This is a genomic window from Amycolatopsis sp. NPDC003676 (assembly GCF_053587275.1).
In genome coordinates this window covers 1-19,300 of record NZ_JBSFNS010000133.1, presented here as the reverse complement: position 1 = coordinate 19,300, position 19,300 = coordinate 1, and the positions used below count along the sequence as shown (strand labels likewise).

Below are 19,300 nucleotides of genomic sequence, written 5' to 3'. Positions count from 1 at the left end.
ACGACCGTCGCGACGCCGACCACGGTGGCCCCGCCTTCGCGCAGCGCCTCGACCGCGGTGAGCACCGGCGTGAGGGGCCTTCGGCCTGTCACGCCGGGCAGCCCCCAAACGCCGGCGCGATCCCGCGTGGTGGTCAAGTGAGCGGTCAGGGCTGGGCCTGGTTGCGGAAGTCGTGGCTCGTGTCCGGAGGTTTAAACCTCGACTTGAGGTCTAGGCCACCGGCCGTTATTCGGAAGAGGTGCTGTGCAAGGCCTTGCTCAGCGCTGCCACGGTCAGCTCGACCTGCCACGGCCGCGCTCCGCCTGCTCGCAGGGCGTCCGCCACCGAGTCTTCCGCGAGGTCGGCGGGAGGGCGCCAGCAGGTGCGTCGGACCAGGTCCGGCAGCAGCAGGTTCTCTACCGGCAGCTTGCGGTCCTCCGCGATCGCGGCCAGTGCGGCTCGGGCGGCGGCCAAGCGGGCGGCGGCGTCGGGGTCCTTGTCGGCCCAGCGGTTCACCGGCGGCGGACCGTCGTTGGGCTGGCTCGGGCTCGGCAGCTCGCTCGCCGGCAGCGCTTTCGCCGCCTGCAGGTGCCGCAGCCAGCTGGCCGTGTACTTGCGCTGCACGCGTCCGCTGAACACCGGCAGCGCCTGCAGTTCCTCGACCGTCTTCGGGTCCGCGGTCACCGCGTTGACGATCGCGCTGTCCGGCAGGATCCGGCTCGGCGCGCGGTCGCGCTTGCGGGCCAGTTCGTCGCGGGCCTGCCACATCTCCCGCACCGCGGCGAGGCCGCGCGGGCTGCGGATCTTGTGCACCCCGGACGTCCGGCGCCACGGTTCGGCGCGCGGCGCGGGCGGGGGAGCGGTGCGGACCGCCTCGAACTCCTGCTGCGCCCACTCCAGCTTGCCCTGTGCCGCCAGCTCGGCTTCGAGCTTCGCGCGCAGTTCGTTGAGCAGTTCGACGTCGAGAGCCGCGTAGTTGAGCCAGTCGATCGGCAGCGGCCGCTTCGACCAGTCCGCGGCGCTGTGCCCCTTTTCGAGCGTGTACCCGAGCAGCAGCTCCACGAGCGTGCCCAGCGCGACGCGTTCGTACCCGGCCAGCCGCCCGGCCAGTTCGGTGTCGAAGAGCGACCGCGGGCGCAGGTCCAGTTCCGCCAGGCACGGCAGGTCCTGGGACGCGGCGTGCAGCACCCATTCGGTGTCGTTGAGGACGTCCCGCAGCGGGGCGAGGTCGTCGGCGAGCGCGATCGGGTCGATCAGCACCGTGCCGGAGCCTTCGCGGCGCAGCTGGACGAGATAGGCCTTGGGCCAGTACCGGTAGCCCGACGCCCGTTCGGTGTCGACGGCGACGGCTCCCGTGCCCGCGGCCAGCCGCGCGCACGCCTCGGCGAGCGCGCCGGGATCGGTCACCACCGGTGGGGTGCCTTCGGCCGGTTCGCGGAGCAGCACCGGCGTTCCGGAGGCACCGGAGTTCTCGGTGGTCTCGTCTCCGGTCCGGGCTCCGTCCGCCTGTGCAGTTCCCATGTCCGACGACCCTACGGGACGAGCGGACCGCGCCTGGTCCGCCCGCCCCGCAGGGACGTGGTTCGTCGTCGTCAGCGGATCACGCCGGCTCGCATCGCCAGCGCGACCATCTGCGCCCGGTCGCCCGTGCCGAGCTTGCGCCCGATGCGGGACAGGTGGGACTTGACGGTGAGCGCGGAGAGGGAAAGCTCCTCCCCGATCTCCTTGTTCGACTGCCCGTCCGCGACGAGCTGGAGCACCTCCACCTCGCGAGCCGAAAGCTCGCGCGGGGTGTTGTCGGTGCCCGCCACTCGCGTGCCGGTCGCCAGGACCGGGGCCACGCTCGGGTCGGCGTAGACGCCGCCTTCGAGAACCCGGCGCACGCCGTCGGTGACCACCACCGGCGACGCCGACTTCAGCAGGTACGCCTGAGCTCCGGCCTGGAACGCGGAGCGCACCGCGTACGGGTCGTCGGAGGATGCCAGGACCACCACGCGCGGCCAGCCGTGGCTACGGAGTTCCGTAACCAGCTCGATGCCGCTGCCGTCCGGCAGTCCGAGATCGAGGATCGCCAGGTCGCACGGGCCGGTGGCCTGTGCTCGCGCCCTCGCCTCGGCCACCGTGGCGGCCTCGTGGACAGTGCCCGCACCCATCTGTGCGAGTCGTGCTGCGATTGCCTCCCTCAACAGCGGGTGGTCATCGACCACCAACACGGAAAAAAGCTCTTCCCGCGGGTGCGGAACCATGCTCGCCGGCAAAGCACCGGCTGGCGTGGATCGGACGGCCTGAGATAAGCCGACGGTAGCCACGTCACTACCTCCCTGGAGTCGGTCGTGCCCCCCGACCGGCACCGGGACCTTCGGCCGTTCAGCCGCGCCAGCTTTAGACCGAAAGTGGTGTCGTCCCAGGCACTGTAGCCGTCCGGACGCCGTTGCGGGGGGATCGAATGGGTATCTATCCGAAACAGTTCGTCACTCAGCGAGGTCGTTGTAACACGATCGGACTAACGATCGGAGTCTTGTTAACGACTGGCGACCGGGCCGCGATGCACCTCAGTTACCGGCATCGAAACGGGCGTGCAGATGGCCCGTGCACCTGCGGGTGCTGCCGGAGCGGGGCTGCCGCCCCGGCGACCCGGGTCCGGAAATGCGCCCCGGCCGGGGCAAGATCATTTTCTTTCACGTTTTGCCGCGCGCGCCGCCCGGCCGCCGGCGTCCTGGCGGAGGCGCGGAAAAGGGGTCCGGAACGGCGTCGGAGCTGGTTACCGGGGGTTCACTGCCTGTGATCGCGCCCGGCCACGAACGTGCGGCATCCGGAGCAGCGGCCGCCCGGGTCCATGTTGGACGGTCGGCGAGCGGCGTCCGGAAGCCCCGCCGAAGATCTCCGCGGCGGGCCGGGAGGGCGCGAATCCGCCCGGGAAGGCGCGTTCGTGCGCGTGCAAGTGCCGCGAAGAGGCTGCCCGACCGGGTGAACTTGGGAAATCAGGAGCTTTGCCGCTGCTCGAACAGCGTGACGCCCACCGGAGGCAGCCCCACGACGCTCGCCATCACCTGGCAGAACGCGAGCCCGTGCGGGCCGAGCGCGGCGTCGGTCGGGGTCCAGGAGGCCCGCAGCTCGAGGTCGTCGGTGCGGGCCGGGCCGGAGATGTCGCCGAACCGGGCCGAGGACGTCTCCGTGACGGTGCCGCCGAGCGCCTTCCACGACGCGCCGGAGGCCTCCAGCGCGTCGGTGAGCCACGACCAGCCGACCGCGGGGAGGAACGGGTCCGTGGCCAGCTCGCGGTCGAGCTCGGCGCGGACGTACATGACCAGCCGCAGCACGCCGTCCCAGCCTTCCTGGCCGTCCGGGTCGTGCAGCAGAACCAGCCTGCCGGACGCCTCGACGTCGGCGGGTCCGGAGACCTCGCAGCTCAACGCGTACGACCACGGCGCGAGCCGCTGCGGCGCGCGCATCGTCTCCAGGCGGATCTCCGGGCGCGGCCGGACGGCTTGCAGCGCCGCGACGGCTTCGCGGAAGAGATCGGGCACTGGCGTCATCGCGGTCACGCACCGACTGTAGGGCGGCGACGCCCCGTTGCGGACGCAGGCGCGCCGAGCGAGACCCACCCGCGACCCGGCGGACGGCTCCGGCTGCCCCTCCGTCTCTCTCGCCGTGCCCGCTCCCGGCGTGCTCCCGCTGCTGCTTCGGCGGGGTCCTGCGCGGCGTGCGTCGCTGGGTGCGCAGGGCGGCGGCCGGGCTGGCCGTGGTGTGTCGGTGTTGAGGACGTCCTCAACACCGTCTTGGTTGCATCGCACGCCCACAATGCCGAGCCAGGCGCGCATCTCGCGCTCCCGACGGCGCAGCGCGTAACGCCAGGTGTCTTCTCAGCAGCAGCTCTATGCGGCTCTGCCGTCGCGATGCGGAGCACCTGGCTGCGCTGCGACGGGCCGCGTGGCTCTCTAGTCGATGGACCCGGTCCGGCCCGGCGAAAGTCCGTGAAGGGCTCCTTGAAGGAATCAGATTCCTTCACGGACCTCCGCGGTGGCAGGGAAGAACCCCGCGCCGTCGGCACGGCATCCATCCGAAGAAACCCCCAATGCCGCGTCGGGTGCGTAATGCGCAACGAATCCGGCATTCCCGCCACGCGAGCGGTGCCGAATCCGGTGCCGAGGCGGGCGGCATCCCTCGGCAGGCGCGGCCACCCGCGGCCGCGTCCAGGCTCGTTGGGCACGGGGCGGCCCGGGACTGTCGGACCCGCGTGGGACCATGGGGGTCGTGCCTCAGGTTTCGTCCGCGCCCGTCGGCGCTCCGTCCGTTTCGCCCCGTCGCGCCCTGCCCGGCTCGGCTTTCCTCGCCGCCGCGCGCGGGGAGCGGCCCGCGCACGTCCCGGTGTGGTTCATGCGCCAGGCCGGCCGTTCGCTGCCGGAGTACCGCGCGCTGCGCGAGGGCGTCCCGATGCTCGACGCGTGCTTCGACCCGGAGATGCTCGCCGAGATCACGATGCAGCCGGTCCGCAGGCTCGGCGTCGACGCGGCGATCCTGTTCAGCGACATCGTGGTCCCGCTCAAGGCGGCCGGCCTCGACATCGACATCGTCCCCGGCACCGGCCCGGTCGTGGCCTCGCCGATCCGCGACGCGGAGGCGGTGCGCGCGCTGCCGAAGCTTGAAACCGAGCAGGTGGCGCAGGTCGCCGAGGGCGTCCGGCTGCTGGTGGACCGGCTCGGCGAAACGCCGCTGATCGGGTTCGCCGGCGCGCCGTTCACGCTGGCCAGCTACCTGATCGAGGGCGGCCCGAGCCGCAACCACGAGCACACCAAAGCCCTGATGCACTCGCAGCCCGAGGTCTGGCACGACCTCGCCGCGCGCCTGGCCGACATCGCCGCCACGTTCCTGCGCGCGCAGCTCGACGCGGGCGTGGACGCGGTGCAGCTGTTCGACTCGTGGGCCGGTGCGCTGTCCGAGCGCGACTACCGCGAGTTCGTGCTGCCGCACTCGGCCCGGGTGCTGGCGGTCGCCGGCGAGTACGACGTGCCGCGGATCCACTTCGGCGTCGGCACCGGCGAGCTGCTCGGCGCGATGCGCGAGGCGGGGGCGGACGTCGTCGGCGTCGACTGGCGGATCCCGCTCGACGTCGCGGTCCACCGGCTCGGCGGCAAGGTGTCGGTGCAGGGCAACCTCGACCCGGCGCTGCTGTACGCGTCGTGGCCGGTCCTGGAGGCCGAGGTGCGCCGGATCGTCGAGGAGGGCCGCGCCGCTCGCGGGCACGTGTTCAACCTCGGCCACGGCGTGCTGCCAGGGGTGGACCCGGAGGTGCTGAAGCGCGTCGTCGACCTGGTGCACTCGCTGTGAAGCACGTCGCGGTCGTCGGCGGCGGGATCTCCGGGCTGGCCGCGGCGTACCGGCTTCGTCGGCTGCTCGGCGACCGGGTCACGATCACTGTTTTCGAGAGCACGGCCGCGATCGGCGGGAAACTGCGCACGGCAGAGGTCGGCGGAGTCAGCTACGACGTCGGAGCCGAAGCCTTCCTCGCCCGGCGGCCCGAGCTGGTCTCGCTGGTCAACGAGGTCGGCCTGGCCGACCGCCTGGTGCATCCGACGAAGGCGCGCGCCAAAATCCACGCGGGCGGTTCGGTGCAGAGCCTGCCGCCCGGCACCGTGATGGGCGTCCCGGCGTCCGCCGATTCGGTCGCAGGCGTGCTGTCTGACGACGGACTGCGCGCGGTCGAGAAGGAACGTTCGCTCGGCCCGGTCGAGCTGGGCGACGGCGACGTGCCGCTCGGGCCGCTGCTGCGGACCCGGTTCGGAGACGAGCTGGTGGACCGGCTGGTCGACCCGCTGCTGGGCGGCGTGTACGCGGGCGGAGCCGACGGCTTGGGCCTCCGCGCGACGATGCCCGGCCTGGCCAACGCGATCGAGGGCGGCGCGGGTTCGCTCACCGAGGCTGCCTCCTCGCTGCTGCCGAAAACACCAGGCACCGCACCGGTTTTCGGCAGCCTTACCGGCGGGCTGCGGGGATTGCTCGACCAGCTGCTGGAGCTTTCCGGCGCTGAACTGCGCACTTCGTCGACGGTCCGCACGCTGACCCGGACGCCGTCCGGCTGGCGTCTGGAGTTCGGTGCCGCCGCCCCCGCGCACGCGCCCGCCGACAGCCCCGTTGACGCGGACGCGGTGCTGCTCGCGGTGCCCGCCCCAGCCGCGCGGAAGCTGCTCGACGGCGTGGTCCCGGCGGCTTCGACAGCGTTCGGCGAGGTCGAGCTGGCCTCGATGGCAGTCGTCGCGTTCGCGTTCCCGCCTGGCACTGAACTGCCCGAAGCATCCGGAATCCTCATCGGCGCGGGGGAGCAGGACGCGGAAGGCGTGCCGTACGCGTCCAAGGCGTTCACGTTTTCGTCGAACAAGTGGGCTCACCTCGGCGGCTCCGGACCGGTGCTGGTGCGCGGTTCGGTCGGCCGGTTCGGCGAGCCCGGCGCGCTGAACGGCGACGACGATGCGCTAGTCGCGGCGGTCCGCGCGGATCTGGCCCGGCTCGCGGGTGTCACCGCGAAGCCGATCGACACCCTCGTGACGCGCTGGGGCGGCGGCCTCCCGCAATACGGCACCGGGCACCTGGATCGGGTGACGCGGATCGAGACGGCAGTGGCGGACGTCCCAGGCTTGGCCGTGGCGGGCGCCACGCTTCACGGCGTCGGCCTGCCGGCCTGCGTGGCCACGGCCGACGCCGCCGCCCGGAGGATCGCGGAGCAGCTCTTCGTGTGACGGAGCCCCATGGCGATCGCCGCGGCGACAGTGCCAGGATGGAGTCATGGCGCGGCTGAATTACAACGAACTCAACGACACGATCCGCTACACCACGTGGTCGGTCTTCCGGATCGAACCGGGGAAGTTGGGGGAGGACCGCGGCGCCGCGGGCCGCGAGACGGCCGAGTACCTCGACGGGCTCGAGGCCAAGGGCGTCGTCGTCCGGGGTGTCTATGACGTGTCCGGCCTCCGTGCCGACGCGGACTACATGATCTGGTGGCACGCCGAGGAGATCGAGCAGGTCCAGGCCGCCTACACCGGCTTCCGGCGCACGCCGCTCGGCCGCGCGTCCACGCCGGTCTGGAGCCAGACCGCGCTGCACCGGCCCGCCGAGTTCAACAAGAGCCACGTGCCCGCGTTCCTGGCCGGCGAGGAGGCGCGCAAGTACATCTGCGTGTACCCGTTCGTCCGGTCCTACGACTGGTACCTGCTGCCCGACGAGGAACGCCGCAAGATGCTGGCCGACCACGGCAAGGAAGCGCGGGACTACCCGGACGTGCGCGCCAACACCGTCGCGTCCTTCGCGCTCGGCGACTACGAGTGGATCCTCGCCTTCGAGGCCGACGAACTGCACCGGATCGTCGACCTGATGCGCCACCTGCGCAACACCGAGGCCCGTCGCCACGTGCGCGTCGAAATCCCGTTCTACACCGGCACGAAGGTGCCGCCCGCCGAGCTCGTCGCGGCTCTGCCGTAACCGCCGGTGCAGGACGTACTAGCCGGGGCCTGGCAGTCGCTCGCCGGGGAACCGCTGCCCGCCGTGTCCTTGACCGGCGACGAATCCGTGCTGCCCGGGCACTTCCGGGTCCCCGCCATGGCGACCGCCAGCATCGCCGCGGCCACGCTGTCCGCCGGTGAACTGCTGCGCCTGCGCGGGATCGACCCCGGCACCGTGTCGGTCGATACCCGGCACGCCGCGGCCGCGTTCCGCAGCGAGCAGTTGCTGCGCATCGACGGCGAACCCGCGCCGAGCCCGTGGGGCCCCATCGCGGGCGACTACCGCGCCGCCGACGGCTGGATCAAGCTGCACTGCAACACCCCACGGCATGAAGCGGCGGTCTGCTGGGCGCTGGGCGTCCCGGCGACCCGCGAAGCGGTGACCAAGACCGTGGCCGCGAAATCCATGGCAGAGGTCGAATCCGCCGTGGTGACCGCAGGCGGCGCGGCAGCGTTGATGCGCTCGCGCGAGGACTGGCTCGCGCACCCGCAAGGCCAGGCCGTCGCGGAACTGCCCCTGGTCGAGCTGGACCGAATCGGCGACGCGCCAAAGCGCACGCTGTTCGACTCGGACCGCCCCATGGGCGGCGTCCGCGTGCTGGAGTTGACGCACGTGCTCGCCGGCCCGGTTGCGGGCCGCGTGCTGGCCGCGCACGGCGCGAACGTGCTGCACGTCGGTGCCGCGCACCTGCCGCGGATCCCCATGCTGACCATGGACACCGGCCAGGGCAAACGCTCCGCCTTCGTAGCGCTCGACACCGAGGGCGGCCGCGCGAAGCTGAAGAAGCTCATCGCCCGCGCGGACGTCCTCGTCCAGTCGTTCCGCCCCGGTGCACTAGCCCGGATCGGCCTCGGCCCGGAACAACTCGCCGAACTGCGCCCCGGCCTGGTGGTCGCGGACATCTCGGCCTACGGCTGGACCGGCCCGTGGGCCCGCCGCCGCGGCTTCGACAGCCTCGTGCAGATGTCGTCCGGCATCGCCGAGGAGTACGCCACCGACGCTCCCGCCCCGCTGCCCGCCCAAGCACTCGACCACGCCACGGGTTGGCTGACCGCCGCCGCGATCATGACAGCAATCCGCCGCACGGTCACCGACGGCGGCAGCTGGCACGCCCGCCTGTCCCTCGCCGGCACCGGACGATGGCTGGATTCCTTGGGCCGCAAGGACCCGGAACCGTCCGAAGTGGACTACACGGACGTGCTCGAAACGGTCGACAGCGACTTCGGCCAGATGACCCGGGTACGGATGGCCGGAGAACTGCCGGGCGCGCCGCCGCACTGGGACCACCCGTCGCACAAGCCTGGCGCGGACACGGCGGTGTGGTCGCCGGTTGTGCCGCAGCCAGTCTCGTGACCACGGCTGGTCTCGTGACCGCGGCTGGTTTCGTGACCGCAGCCGGTTTCGCGACCGCAGCTGGTTCGTGTGTGCAGCTGGCTTCGTGCGTGCTGTCGGTCCCGGGAGCGCGGCCGTTCTGTGAGCACAGCCCTTTCCTGGGTGCCGTGCCAGTCCTGTGAGCGCAACCAGTCCCGCGAGTGCCACCGCACGGTGCGCGCCGAGCTGGTCCTGTGGCCACCGCCGGTCTCGTGAGCGCAGGCAGGAAGGTGAGTGCCCTGGCCTGCCAACGTCGCACCGGTCCCGTGCGCTAGCCAGCACCGCGAGCGCTGCCGATCCCTGCGCACCCCGGTCTTTCAGCGTGGTCCCGGTCTGCAAGCACCGCCAGTCCCGTGGGCACCGCTCCGGTTCCGTGAGCACCACCAGCCTCGCGAATCCGGCCAGCGAACGTCGCCCGCCACACCGGCTAAATCGGCATAAGACCTCCCGCGATCCGCTTGTCCGGATAAGCCGCCAGCCCGCCCAACGCGACGAGCTCCGCCGGTCCCGAACCACGGCCTCCAGCGCCCTGCTGTTCGGCCTGTGCGAGCACCGACGCCCCAGCAGTTGTCGGAGGCAGCGAACTGACCTTCCGCTCGCCGAACTTCTTCGTGATCCGCTGACTGCCGACGAGACAGAGCCAGAGCGTCAGCCCGATCTCGATGAAGACAAGCAGCACCATGACGTTCAGGTGAGACCGGCCGACGTCGTACACCAGCCGCGCCACGCCGATCGCCAGCACGACCACGGCGATCCCGGTCAGCGTGTACCCGAGGCTCGTCAACGGCCTGCGCCGGCTGACCAGTCGCCGCTGGACCAGATCGGTTTCGAGCGCCCGTATCGCAGCCTTGACCGCCGAGGACCGCGCGATCCACGACGCCAGGAACCCTCGACCGGCCGCCTGGTGCACGGCTTGTTCGAGCGGCGGCGACGCCGGTGGCGGACCGGCGGCGGCGACCTCTCCCCGTGGTCCGACCTGCAGTTGGCCGCGCGCGAGCAGTGCCGCGATCGCGGTTTCCACCACCCGAGGCCGCCCGTCGGCCAGGTACGCGACGTCGTAGGCATCGCGCGGCACGGCGGCTGACTCCGGCGCTGACGCCCGCGTGGCCAGCTTGTCCTTGCCAGTGGCCAGAATGCTCACCATGCCCACGGCGGTGGCCGCATAGACGAGATAGATCGGGCTCAACGCCGCCCAGAATCCGTTCACGACAGGTTCCCTCCCTCCCGGTCCGGCAGAGATCGGATAACACCGCCGTAACCAGACATGTCGCCAGCGTAACCACCATCACCGACAAAAACGGAACGGGCTCAGCGGCGAAACCATTTGCGCCGGGGTTTGGGCAGGTCACCGCGGGCAATGAGCCACTCCGCGAACGCGTCGGCATACTCTCGCGCCCGGATCGAAGTCGTCTTAGGACGCTCCGCGGCGTAGGCGTCGAACAACGGCCGATACCGCGAGCCCAGCGCCTCAGGCAGGTCCGGTCGCAGGTACGCCACCAGCCGCCGCCGCTTGGCGAGCAGCACGTCGGCCTCGATGCGCAACCGCGAGGCATCGAAGCCGGACGGTGCCTCGGCCCCGGTCAAGAGGCTGTCCAGCAACGCAGCCTGCCGAGCAGCCAGCTCTTCCCGGCTCACAGCGTTACCGCGGTCCGCAACGCGACCAGTTCGGCAGCGAGCTCGGAATCGGTGGGGTAGTCGTCGTCGCGCTCCAGGAGAACACCCGGCGGGTCCGTACGCCGACGCAGTTCGGAGAGCAGATCCAGCACCTCCGGCAGCACTGGATGCGCGTGCGTGTCGTGATAAACCCCGTCGCGCTCCACGCCGCCCGCCATGTGCACGTACGCCAGCCGCTCCCACGGAATCCCGTTCAGGAACGCCACCGGATCGGTACCCACATTGCGCGCGTTCGCGTACAGGTTCGCGACGTCGATGATCAGCAGACAGCCGGTCCGTTCGGTCAGCTCGGTGAGGAATTGTTCCTCGGACAACTCGCTTTCCGGCCATTCCAGCAGCGCGGCGATGTTCTCCAACGCCAGCGGAACGTCCACAATGGACTGAGCGAGCCGGACGTTGTCCACCAGCACGTCCAAGGCCTCGCGCGTGCGCGGCAACGGCATCAGGTGCCCGGAGTCGAGCCCGCCAGCGCGGACGAAGCACACGTGGTCGCTGACCAGCGGCGCGTCGAGGACCCGGGCCAGCTCGGCCAGGTGCTCCACCCGCGCGGTGTCCAGCGGCTCGGCCCCGCCGAGTGACAGCGACACCGCGTGCGGCAGCACCGGCATCCCGCGATCCTTCAGCGCCAGCAGGCTTTCCGGCAGATGCGGGGCGTGCAGGTTCTCCGCGACCACCTCGACCCAGTCGACGCCCGGCAGCCGCGCGATCGACAGGTCCAGTTCCGGCCGCCAGCCGATGCCGATCCCCAGCCGGTCAGCCACCGCACCCACCTCCGCCTCCGCATCCGCCGCCACCGCCGCAGGACGACCCGCCGCCGGACGAGCTTCCCGCACCGCTCTTCAGCGCCAAGCTTGTCGCATGGTCCGGATACAGCGCGAACCCGCCCAGCGCGACCAGCGAAGCGGCTCCGACGAGCAGCGCGCCGGCCTGTGCCCGCTGGGCCGCCGGGTCCGTCCGAACCGCCGCGACCATCGCTCGCCCGGCCTTCGTCAGATGGACCTTCGGCCGCTTGCGGCTGGTCACCGCCAATACCAGGAGAATCACGGTGACCGCCAGCAGCACCGTCAGCCCACCGGTCGGCCGGTGCAGCGCAGAGCCGTTCGCCCAGCGCACCAGACCGACCAGGAGCACGGCAACGTAGACAAGAACCACGCCCGTCGCGAAGCGGGCCGAAGCGACTGCGACCAGGCCGCGCTGGCGGAGGTCGTTCCCGATGCTCCGCACCGGCACGGAGACCGCCTCTGCCGTACGCAGCGTCGCGGTTGTCTGCGGCCGTTTCCGCACAGCCGAATAGACCGCCTGCTCAACCGGCCCTGTCGGCGCTCCGGAGACAGCGGTGAGCTGACCCCTGGTATCGACCCGCAGCAACCCGCGCTCCAGCAGTCCCGCGATCGCCGTGTCGACCGCGCGATGGTGCCCGCCGGCGAGGAAGGCGAGCTGGTAGACGTCGAGCGGCCGGTGCGCGTCAGCGGGCGCTCTCGGCCCGACGCGCGGCCAGGCCAGCTGCACCGCCAGCGTCAAGGCCAGCGCCGCTCCGTAGAGCGCCAGGAACTGCGGGCCGGAGATCCCCCACGGCTCGTGCACGGGCGTCTCCCTCCTCGGTCCGGATACCCTGCTGACGCCTGGACCGCGTCTATCCGCCGCAGCCGCCCCCGCCGCCGCAACTGCTGCCTCCGCCGCACGAAGACCCGCTGCTGCACGAGGAACCGCTGCTGCACGACGATCCGCCGCTCGAACCGCCGCCTCCGCTCCAACCGCCTCCGCCGCCGCTGAGCAGCGCCGTGCTCATCTCGTCGTCCGGGTACAGCGCGATCCCGCCGAGCGCGACCACCGCCGCAGCCCCGACGAGCAACGTTCCGCCGCCGTTGCGGCCTGTGGAGACGAACTCCTCAGGCCGTTCCTGCGCGGCTTTCGCGTCTTCGCGAGCCCGCACCACGACCGCGTGGCCCGCGTCGGTCGCCTGGGACGTTTTCTTGCCCTTCCGGGACGTGAACGCGATCAACGTCAGGATCCCGGCCACGAAAAGCAGCCCGATCAGCCCGCCGATCGGCCGGTCCAGCTGCGCTCCGTTGACCGCGCGGACGATGCCGATCAGCAACAACGCCGCGTACGCCACCACAACGCCCGTGCGGAAGCCGTCCAGTCCGTCGCCGAGCACGGTCACCAGCCCGCGCCGCTCGAGGTCCTCGCGGACCTTCTCCACTTCCGGCTGGACCACCGGCGACTTGCGCACCATGGCAACGGTCGCCGTGCCGCTCTTCGCGGCGTCGTGCACCGCGCGTTCCAGCCTCTTGCGAGACGGTCGCTTGCCGATCGCGCTCAGCTTGCCCTTGCTGCTCACCCGCAGGAGTTCCTGTTCCAGCAGGGTCGCGATCGCGGTGTCGACCGTGCGATCCGCGCCGCCGGCCAGATAGGCGAGCTGGTAAACGTCCGGCTGCAGCGGCGCCTCGGCGACGACGGCGGGCGCGTTCCGCTGCCGGGAGCGCGCGATTGACGGCCAGCTCAGCTGCACCAGCAGCACGACGGCCAGCGCCAGGCCGAAGATCAGCAGGAATTGCGGGCCGGAAATGCCCCAAGGTTCGTCCACGGTGTCCCCCTCTTTTCCGCGTTGCCGGAACCCTAACCGGACCGTTGCCGGAGGCTGTCGGCAGAACTGACGCAGCCGCTGTCCGATTCGTTCCCCTGCTCAGCTGTTCCCGCCGCCGCAGCCCCCGCCGCCTCCTCCGCACCCGCTGCCGCAGCCGGATCCGCACCCCGAACCGCCACAGCCGGACCCGCAGCCCACTCCGCCGCCACAGCCCGAGCCGCAACCAGCCCCGGCGCCCCAGTACCCCGCCGCTCCGGAGAACCCGCCCGCGACGCCGATGCCCGCGACGGCAGCCCGCGCCTGCCGGGTCGCCGGGAGCCCGCGGAGCAGCGCGACCCGCAGCTCGCGATCCGGATGATTCGAAAGCCCGCCGACCGCGACGTTCCCGGTCAGACCGCTGATCAGGCTCTGGTCCGGCCACGCCGCTTCGACCGCCGCGCGTCCGGCCTCGGTCGGCCGGGTCCATCGGGCAGCCCGGCGACGGGACAGCGCACTGAACGTGAACCACCCCGGCAGCAGCAGCGAAATCAGCACAAAGCCGTTCAGCCCGCCGACAAACGCCGCGACCCCGGCCGCCGTCAGCACCGCTTCTCCGATCGCGGTCCACTTCCATGCCCGTTGCAGCGCTTGGCCGTCGACGAGCAGACCGCGCTTAGTCAGGTCATCGACCAGTTCGCGAACCGCATCTCCCCAGACCAGACCGCGCAGGACCGTCGCGATCCCGACCCCCGTGCCGGTCAGGTCGGCGGCTTCCCGGCTCAGGTCGTCGGACGGTTCGGTCGGCGTGCGATACAGCCGTCCCACGGAATCCGCGCGCAGCTGCTCCCGCTCCAGCATCGAAGCGACCGTCGTTTCGGCGACGCGGATCGGGCCGTTCGTCAGCAACGCGACCTGGGCCGCGGACGTCAGCCGGGTTTCGGGATGCCTGCCGCGGCGCAACCGGGCGGCGGTCCGCAGCCCGAGCCACCAGCAGACCAGCGCCAGGATCAGGATCAGCGCGGCCGGCGTCGCGCGTTCGATCGTCCACTCCATCACGGACCCCCTCCGGATGAACAATCCACGCTACCCGCCCGGCTCGGGTTGCCGCCGGATGAAAAAACCGCCCTCCCCGGAACGGGAAGGGCGGTCTTGGGGACCCGGGCGTCAGTCGCCGGAGTCCTCGACGAGCTTCAGGGAAATCGAGTTGATGCAGTAACGCTGGTCTGTCGGGGTCGCGTAGCCCTCGCCCTCGAAGACATGCCCGAGGTGGCTGTGGCACGAGGCGCACAGCACCTCGATGCGCCGCATGCCCATGGTGCGGTCCTCGCGCAGCAGCACCGCGTCGGAGTCCGCCGGGTCGTAGAACGACGGCCAGCCGCAGTGGCTTTCGAACTTCGTGTCGCTGCGGAACAGCTCCGCGCCGCAAGCCCGGCACTCGTACACGCCGGTGGTCTTGGTGTCGGTGTACTCGCCGGTGAACGGCCGTTCGGTGCCGGCTTGCCGGAGCACCGCGTACTCCTCGGGGCCCAGCTGCTCCCGCCATTCCTGGTCGGACTTCACCACGCGGGGAGTGGTGCCGACGACGGGTTTCATACCTTTCACCCTTCCCACGTTACCTGGACAGAAAAGCGACCGTGTGCAGCGCGATGTCCCAGGCGGTGACCAGCAGCCCGAGCACGATCAGCACCACGACCAGCGCGGACACCCAATAGCGGAGCCCGCCGGTGCGATTGCTGGACTCGGCGAAGTCGGCGACCTGGTCCAGGCACGCCTCGACGGTGAAAGTGGGCCCGGTGCGCTCCATCCGGTCGAGATGGGCGGCGAACGCACGGGCCTCCGGGTCGTACGGATCCAGCCCGACCAGATCCTCGTGGAACCGAGGATTCCAGCCCGGCGGCAGAGCTCCGTTCTCGGCCATGCCTCAACGGTAGGCCATTCGCCTCGTCGGACCCACCTCTGCGGCGAGTGTCACTGCGCGGGCGCGCCGCTTCCGAGACGGGGATCGCTGTTGATCATCAACGCGCCGTCGGGTCCGGCGATGACCTGCACGACCTTCTGCATCGGCGCTCCGCCCTCTGGGGTGAGGGTGATCTGGACGTCGGCGGAACCGTCAGGATTGTTCTCGCGCTTGTAAACGCTGGCACCCTTGTAGCCGCTCAGCTTGTTCTGGTCCCAGTACGTGGCGAAAGCGGTCTGATCGCCGAAGGCCGCCTGCGCCGACGGGGTCAGCATCGCCCACGCAGTGGGCGATCCGACGTTCTGGTAGAAATTCACGACTTGGGTGCCTGCTGGCCCCCACTGCACGGTGCCGCTGGATTTGACCGGCGGCGCAGACGAACTCGGCGTGCTCGACGGAGCCGCCGGAGCGGAGGAGTTCGACGCCGGCGGCTGCTGCGCATTCGAAGACCCGCCCTTGCCCTGGCTGCTGCTCAGCACCAGGAACACCACCAACGCCACCACGACAACCGCCGCAGCTCCGCCAGCGAGGAGCGCCATCTTCTTCTTCCGCGCCGCCGCAGGAGAAACCCGTGCCCCCGACCCGGAACCGGAGTAATTCGGCGCAGCAGCAGTCGGCGCCGGCCGCGCCGCAGGCTGCGGACGCGGCGGAGTGCTGGGCGCAGGCCGCGACGGCGCGCCCATCGGCACGAACGCCGCGGTCGGCGTCCGAGGCGGGTTCGACGGAGCCTTCTGCGGGGGTGCTGGCGCCGCTGCACCCGTACGTGCCCACGGCGGCCGGGACCCGTTGCTGCCCGGACCGCGATTGCCCGACAGCAACTGCTGCGGCGCGGCCGGTTCCCCGGTCGCCAGCGCGGCCAGCCGCTCGCGTGCCTCGGCCATGCTCGGCCGCTCGGAAGCCTCGCTGCGCAGCAGGCTCATCAGCAACGCAGTCGCCGGACCGGCCTGCGTCGGCGGGTTGACCTGGCCGTTCGCTGCCGCGTACAGCAGCGCGAGCTGGTTCGTGGTGTTGCCGTACGGGGTCTGTCCCTCGATCGCCTGGTACAGCGTCGCGCCGAGGGCGAAGACGTCCGAGCTGGGCACCGGGTCGGCGCCGCGGGCCAGCTCCGGCGCGAGGTACGCCGGGGTGCCGCCGATGAGGCCGGTCTGGGTGAGCGTCATGTCGCCGGCCGCGCGGGAGATGCCGAAGTCGGTGATCTTCGCGGTGCCGGTTTCGTCGATGAGGATGTTGCCGGGCTTGACGTCCCTGTGCACGATCCCGGCGCGGTGCGCGGCCACGAGCGCCGCGGCGACCTGCTCGCCGATCCGCGCGACCTGGCCGACCGGCAGCGTGCCCTGTTCGGACAGCACCGCGGACAGGCTCGGGCCGTTGAGGTACTCCATCACGAGGCACGGGTCGCCGCCGTGCTCGGCGACGTCGAACACGACGATCGCGTTGGGGTGCTGGAAGCGGGCGGCGTTCTTCGCCTCGCGCATGGCGCGCTGGCGCATGTTGTCGCGTTCGGCCTCGGAGACGCCCGGCTGCGGCAGGATTTGCTTGATCGCCACGGATCGCTCCAGGCGCACGTCGACGGCACGCCACACCACGCCCATGGCACCGCTACCAATGTGCTCGACGAGGCGGTAGTGCCCCGCGATCAGCTGCCCGGTGTCGATGACGCCCGCTCCTGACGAAAGTCCCGTGATCGTGTTCGTGCGCAGCACGGATGCCCCTCGCGCACCCGGACGAGTGTAGCGGTCGGACGTACCTGCCCGCCGTCAGCCAGCCGGTGCCGACGGCACGGGAGCCTCCGGCTCGGCGGCCGGGACGCGCTTCCTCAGCACTCGCACCAATCCTGCCGCGCCGAGTGCGGCGAAGACCGCGTAGCAGGCCAGCAAAGCGGGCGGCGTGTCGCCGGTCAGCGCGTCCGCGAAAACGACCACCGCGACGGTCCCGGGGACGCTGCCGAGCGCCGTTCCGGCAAGGTAGGAAAGGAGTTTCACGGACGAAACGCCGCACAGGTAGTTCATCACCGAAAACGGGACGACCGGGATCAACCGCAGCGATGTGATGGCGAGCACGCCGCCGTCGGACAGCCTGTCGTTGACGGCCCGCACGGGTGCGCGGTGGAGGTGCCGGAGGATCAGGTCCCGGCCGAGCAGCCGGGCCAGCTCGTACGCCAGCGCGGCGGCGATCGTGGTGGCTGCCAAGGCGATCAGCACTCCGGCGACGCTGCCGACGAGCAATCCGGCGGCCAGATTGAACACCGTGCGCGGAATGGGCGCGACGGTGAGCAACGAGTAGGCCACGAGGAGCACCAGCGGAGTCATCGATCCGGTTGCCGCGGCCCAGGTGCGCAGCTGCGCCGGGCCAGGGATCGGCAGCCACAGCGCGGCGGCGCCGAGAAGAGCTAACACGACCAGGGCGACGATCAGCTTGGTTCTCCCGGACACCCCCGCCACGGTACGGCACTCGCGGCTACGGTGGCGCCATGGCCAAAAACGGCGATCCGGTCGAATACCAGGTGGGGGAGCGCACCGTCCGGGTGTCGAGCCCGGACAAGGTCTATTTCCCCGAACGCGGCATCACGAAGCGGCAAGTCGTCGAGTACTACCTCGCCGTGGCCGAGCCGTTGCTGCGGGCGATCGGCGAACGGCCGACCACGCTGAAACGCTACGTCGACGGCGTCACCGGCGAGTGGTTCTACGCCAAGCGCGTGCCCAAGGGCGCGCCGGACTGGCTCGAAACCGCGCGGATCGCCTTCCCGTCCGGCCGCACCGCAGACGAGGTCTGCCCGACCGAGCCCGCGGTGTTCGCCTGGGCGGCCAACCTCGGCACCTTCGACTTCCACCCCTGGCCAGTGCGCCGTTCCGACGTCGACCATCCGGACGAACTGCGAATCGACGTCGACCCGCCGGAACGCGCCGGGTTCGCCGACGCGGTCGAGGTCGCCGGCGTGGTCCGCGAGGTGCTCGCCGACGCCGGGCTCACCGGCTACCCGAAGACCTCAGGCGGCCGCGGCGTGCACGTCCTCGTGCGGATCCGCCCGGAATGGGACTTCATCGCGGTGCGGCACGCGGTGATCGCGCTCGGCCGCGAGGTCGAACGGCGGATCCCGGACAAGGCGACGGTGTCCTGGTGGAAGGAGGAACGCGGCGGCCGCGTCTTCCTCGACTACAACCAGGCGGCGCGGGACCGGACGGTCGCGTCGTCCTGGTCGGTGCGCGGCACCCCGCGTGCGACTGTTTCGACGCCGCTGACCTGGGATTTGCTCACCGGCGTCGACCCGGACGATTTCGACGTGCTCACTGTCCCCAAGTTCCTCGCCGAGCACGGCGACCTGCACGCGCCGATGGACGAGACGGCGTTCGGGCTGGAGACGCTGCTGGAGTGGTACGAACGCGACGACCGCGACCTCCGCGGCGCGGAACTGCCCTACCCGCCGGACTATCCCAAGATGCCCGGCGAACCGAAGCGGGTGCAGCCGAGCAAGGCCCGATCCGACCAGGCGTGATCGTCCGATCGCCGGGTGTGATCACTCTCGGTGATCAACATCGCGAGGAATTTCTGTGATGTTTCCGCAGGTCGTACCGATTTTTCCGAGGTCGATTACCATGGGAGGCGCCGCTAGCTGGTAACGCGCCGGGGTCGAGGTGCGACTATTGCCGGGGCCGGGCGGGGGCCGGGATCCGGAGGAAGGAGACGTCGTGGACGACCTGATCGCGTTCCTCGCCGCGCGCGTCGGACAGCGGCAGGCGCTGATCATGCAAGCGGTGCAGAAGGGCAAGGCCGGAGAGCCGCTCACCCGCGGAGAGGCCAAGGTCGGGCTGGAGGAGCGGGTCCGTTCGCTCGGCGATCTCGAGCTCGACGTGGTCAATCAGATGATCAACGAGATCGAGGCCACTCGGCGGATCATGCTTGCTCATCGGACCACGGTGTCGGAGAAAGTGCCCGGGTTTCCGTTGTATGGCAGTGAGTATTGGTGCGAGACCTGTCATGTGCCCGCGGATGAGGCCGGGTCTAACTGGTGCTTGACGTTGCGGTTGCTGGCGTTGCCGTATGCGGAGCATCCGGATTACAGCGAGCGGTGGAGGCCGTAGGTTCGGCTCGTCGCCTGGCGGCGACATTGCGCCCTTGGTTGCGTAGGGCACCCCGAAGCTGATTGTGACGACGGACGGCGGGTGCTTGTCAAGGCGGGAAAGATGCCTTGACAAACAACCCCCCAACCCGGTTTTTGGGTAAATTAGGGGTGCGGGGGGGGGGGTGGGTGGCACCAGAAA

Annotated in this window: 19 protein-coding genes; 6 read left to right on the top strand and 13 right to left on the bottom strand. The window is 70.9% G+C overall.

Features of this window, described 5'->3' with window-relative positions; genetic code table 11:
• Window positions 1-225: 225 nt before the first annotated feature.
• The 3 genes from ACWDNU_RS39975 to ACWDNU_RS39965 all read right to left on the bottom strand — a co-directional run bounded on the left by ACWDNU_RS39975 (window position 226) and on the right by ACWDNU_RS39965 (window position 3,524).
• The gene (locus ACWDNU_RS39975; RefSeq protein ID WP_449672677.1) at window positions 226-1,500 is read right to left on the bottom strand and encodes an HRDC domain-containing protein; all 1,275 of its coding nucleotides are present in this window, start codon (window positions 1,498-1,500) and stop codon (window positions 226-228) included.
• A 71-nt stretch (window positions 1,501-1,571) separates the two neighbouring features.
• Window positions 1,572-2,288, bottom strand: coding sequence for a response regulator transcription factor (locus ACWDNU_RS39970; protein WP_033291604.1), 717 nt, complete (start codon window positions 2,286-2,288; stop codon window positions 1,572-1,574).
• 672 nt (window positions 2,289-2,960) lie between these two features.
• Window positions 2,961-3,524, bottom strand: a complete 564-nt coding sequence (locus ACWDNU_RS39965) for a DUF3000 domain-containing protein (protein ID WP_162834456.1) — start codon at window positions 3,522-3,524, stop codon at window positions 2,961-2,963.
• 700 nt (window positions 3,525-4,224) lie between these two features.
• Here ACWDNU_RS39965 and hemE point away from each other — a divergent pair.
• From hemE to ACWDNU_RS39945, 4 genes are read left to right on the top strand one after another with little or no spacing between them, the layout of a single operon-like run.
• Entirely contained in the window at window positions 4,225-5,307 is a 1,083-nt protein-coding gene (hemE, locus tag ACWDNU_RS39960) for a uroporphyrinogen decarboxylase (protein WP_370938851.1), read from the top strand.
• Window positions 5,304-6,713 carry a protoporphyrinogen oxidase gene (gene hemG / locus ACWDNU_RS39955; RefSeq protein ID WP_449672676.1) on the top strand — a complete coding sequence of 470 codons (1,410 nt, stop codon included), beginning with the start codon at window positions 5,304-5,306 and terminating at the stop codon, window positions 6,711-6,713. The genes hemE and hemG overlap by 4 nt, the downstream gene beginning before the upstream one ends.
• A gap of 46 nt (window positions 6,714-6,759) precedes the next feature.
• Window positions 6,760-7,452: a hydrogen peroxide-dependent heme synthase gene (gene hemQ / locus ACWDNU_RS39950; RefSeq protein ID WP_101434650.1), complete on the top strand. Its 693-nt coding sequence runs from the start codon at window positions 6,760-6,762 to the stop codon at window positions 7,450-7,452.
• A gap of 6 nt (window positions 7,453-7,458) precedes the next feature.
• Entirely contained in the window at window positions 7,459-8,826 is a 1,368-nt protein-coding gene (locus tag ACWDNU_RS39945; RefSeq protein ID WP_449672675.1) for a CoA transferase, read from the top strand.
• Window positions 8,827-9,271: 445 nt separating this feature from the next.
• Here the strand turns inward: ACWDNU_RS39945 and ACWDNU_RS39940 are convergent, their stop codons facing one another.
• The 10 genes from ACWDNU_RS39940 to ACWDNU_RS39895 form a co-directional block, all read right to left on the bottom strand.
• The gene (locus ACWDNU_RS39940) at window positions 9,272-10,051 is read right to left on the bottom strand and encodes a TIGR04222 domain-containing membrane protein (protein WP_449672674.1); all 780 of its coding nucleotides are present in this window, start codon (window positions 10,049-10,051) and stop codon (window positions 9,272-9,274) included.
• 101 nt (window positions 10,052-10,152) lie between these two features.
• Window positions 10,153-10,479 (bottom strand): hypothetical protein, encoded by a 327-nt coding sequence (locus tag ACWDNU_RS39935; RefSeq protein ID WP_449672673.1) that lies wholly within the window; start codon window positions 10,477-10,479, stop codon window positions 10,153-10,155.
• Complete coding sequence (locus ACWDNU_RS39930; protein ID WP_449672672.1) at window positions 10,476-11,279, bottom strand: DUF692 domain-containing protein; 804 nt, start codon at window positions 11,277-11,279, stop codon at window positions 10,476-10,478. The genes ACWDNU_RS39935 and ACWDNU_RS39930 overlap by 4 nt, the downstream gene beginning before the upstream one ends.
• Window positions 11,272-12,102: a TIGR04222 domain-containing membrane protein gene (locus ACWDNU_RS39925; RefSeq protein WP_449672671.1), complete on the bottom strand. Its 831-nt coding sequence runs from the start codon at window positions 12,100-12,102 to the stop codon at window positions 11,272-11,274. Before ACWDNU_RS39925 ends, ACWDNU_RS39930 begins: the two co-directional genes overlap by 8 nt.
• Before the next feature lie 49 nt (window positions 12,103-12,151).
• A complete protein-coding gene (locus ACWDNU_RS39920; protein ID WP_449672670.1) occupies window positions 12,152-13,105 on the bottom strand; it encodes a TIGR04222 domain-containing membrane protein in 954 nt (317 codons plus the stop codon).
• A gap of 99 nt (window positions 13,106-13,204) precedes the next feature.
• Window positions 13,205-14,137, bottom strand: a complete 933-nt coding sequence (locus ACWDNU_RS39915; protein WP_449672669.1) for a TIGR04222 domain-containing membrane protein — start codon at window positions 14,135-14,137, stop codon at window positions 13,205-13,207.
• A gap of 111 nt (window positions 14,138-14,248) precedes the next feature.
• Complete coding sequence (gene msrB, locus ACWDNU_RS39910) at window positions 14,249-14,677, bottom strand: peptide-methionine (R)-S-oxide reductase MsrB (RefSeq protein WP_370938843.1); 429 nt, start codon at window positions 14,675-14,677, stop codon at window positions 14,249-14,251.
• A gap of 19 nt (window positions 14,678-14,696) precedes the next feature.
• Window positions 14,697-15,002 (bottom strand): hypothetical protein, encoded by a 306-nt coding sequence (locus tag ACWDNU_RS39905; protein ID WP_009075657.1) that lies wholly within the window; start codon window positions 15,000-15,002, stop codon window positions 14,697-14,699.
• A 50-nt stretch (window positions 15,003-15,052) separates the two neighbouring features.
• The gene (locus tag ACWDNU_RS39900) at window positions 15,053-16,633 is read right to left on the bottom strand and encodes a protein kinase domain-containing protein (protein WP_449672678.1); all 1,581 of its coding nucleotides are present in this window, start codon (window positions 16,631-16,633) and stop codon (window positions 15,053-15,055) included.
• Between the two features lie 165 nt (window positions 16,634-16,798).
• Entirely contained in the window at window positions 16,799-17,473 is a 675-nt protein-coding gene (locus ACWDNU_RS39895; RefSeq protein ID WP_449672668.1) for a TVP38/TMEM64 family protein, read from the bottom strand.
• A gap of 38 nt (window positions 17,474-17,511) precedes the next feature.
• Here ACWDNU_RS39895 and ACWDNU_RS39890 point away from each other — a divergent pair, with 38 nt between their 5' ends.
• Both ACWDNU_RS39890 and ACWDNU_RS39885 read left to right on the top strand, forming a co-directional pair.
• Window positions 17,512-18,534, top strand: coding sequence for a DNA polymerase domain-containing protein (locus tag ACWDNU_RS39890; RefSeq protein WP_449672667.1), 1,023 nt, complete (start codon window positions 17,512-17,514; stop codon window positions 18,532-18,534).
• 193 nt (window positions 18,535-18,727) lie between these two features.
• Window positions 18,728-19,120 (top strand): DUF6221 family protein, encoded by a 393-nt coding sequence (locus tag ACWDNU_RS39885; protein ID WP_370938840.1) that lies wholly within the window; start codon window positions 18,728-18,730, stop codon window positions 19,118-19,120.
• Window positions 19,121-19,300: the final 180 nt, after the last annotated feature.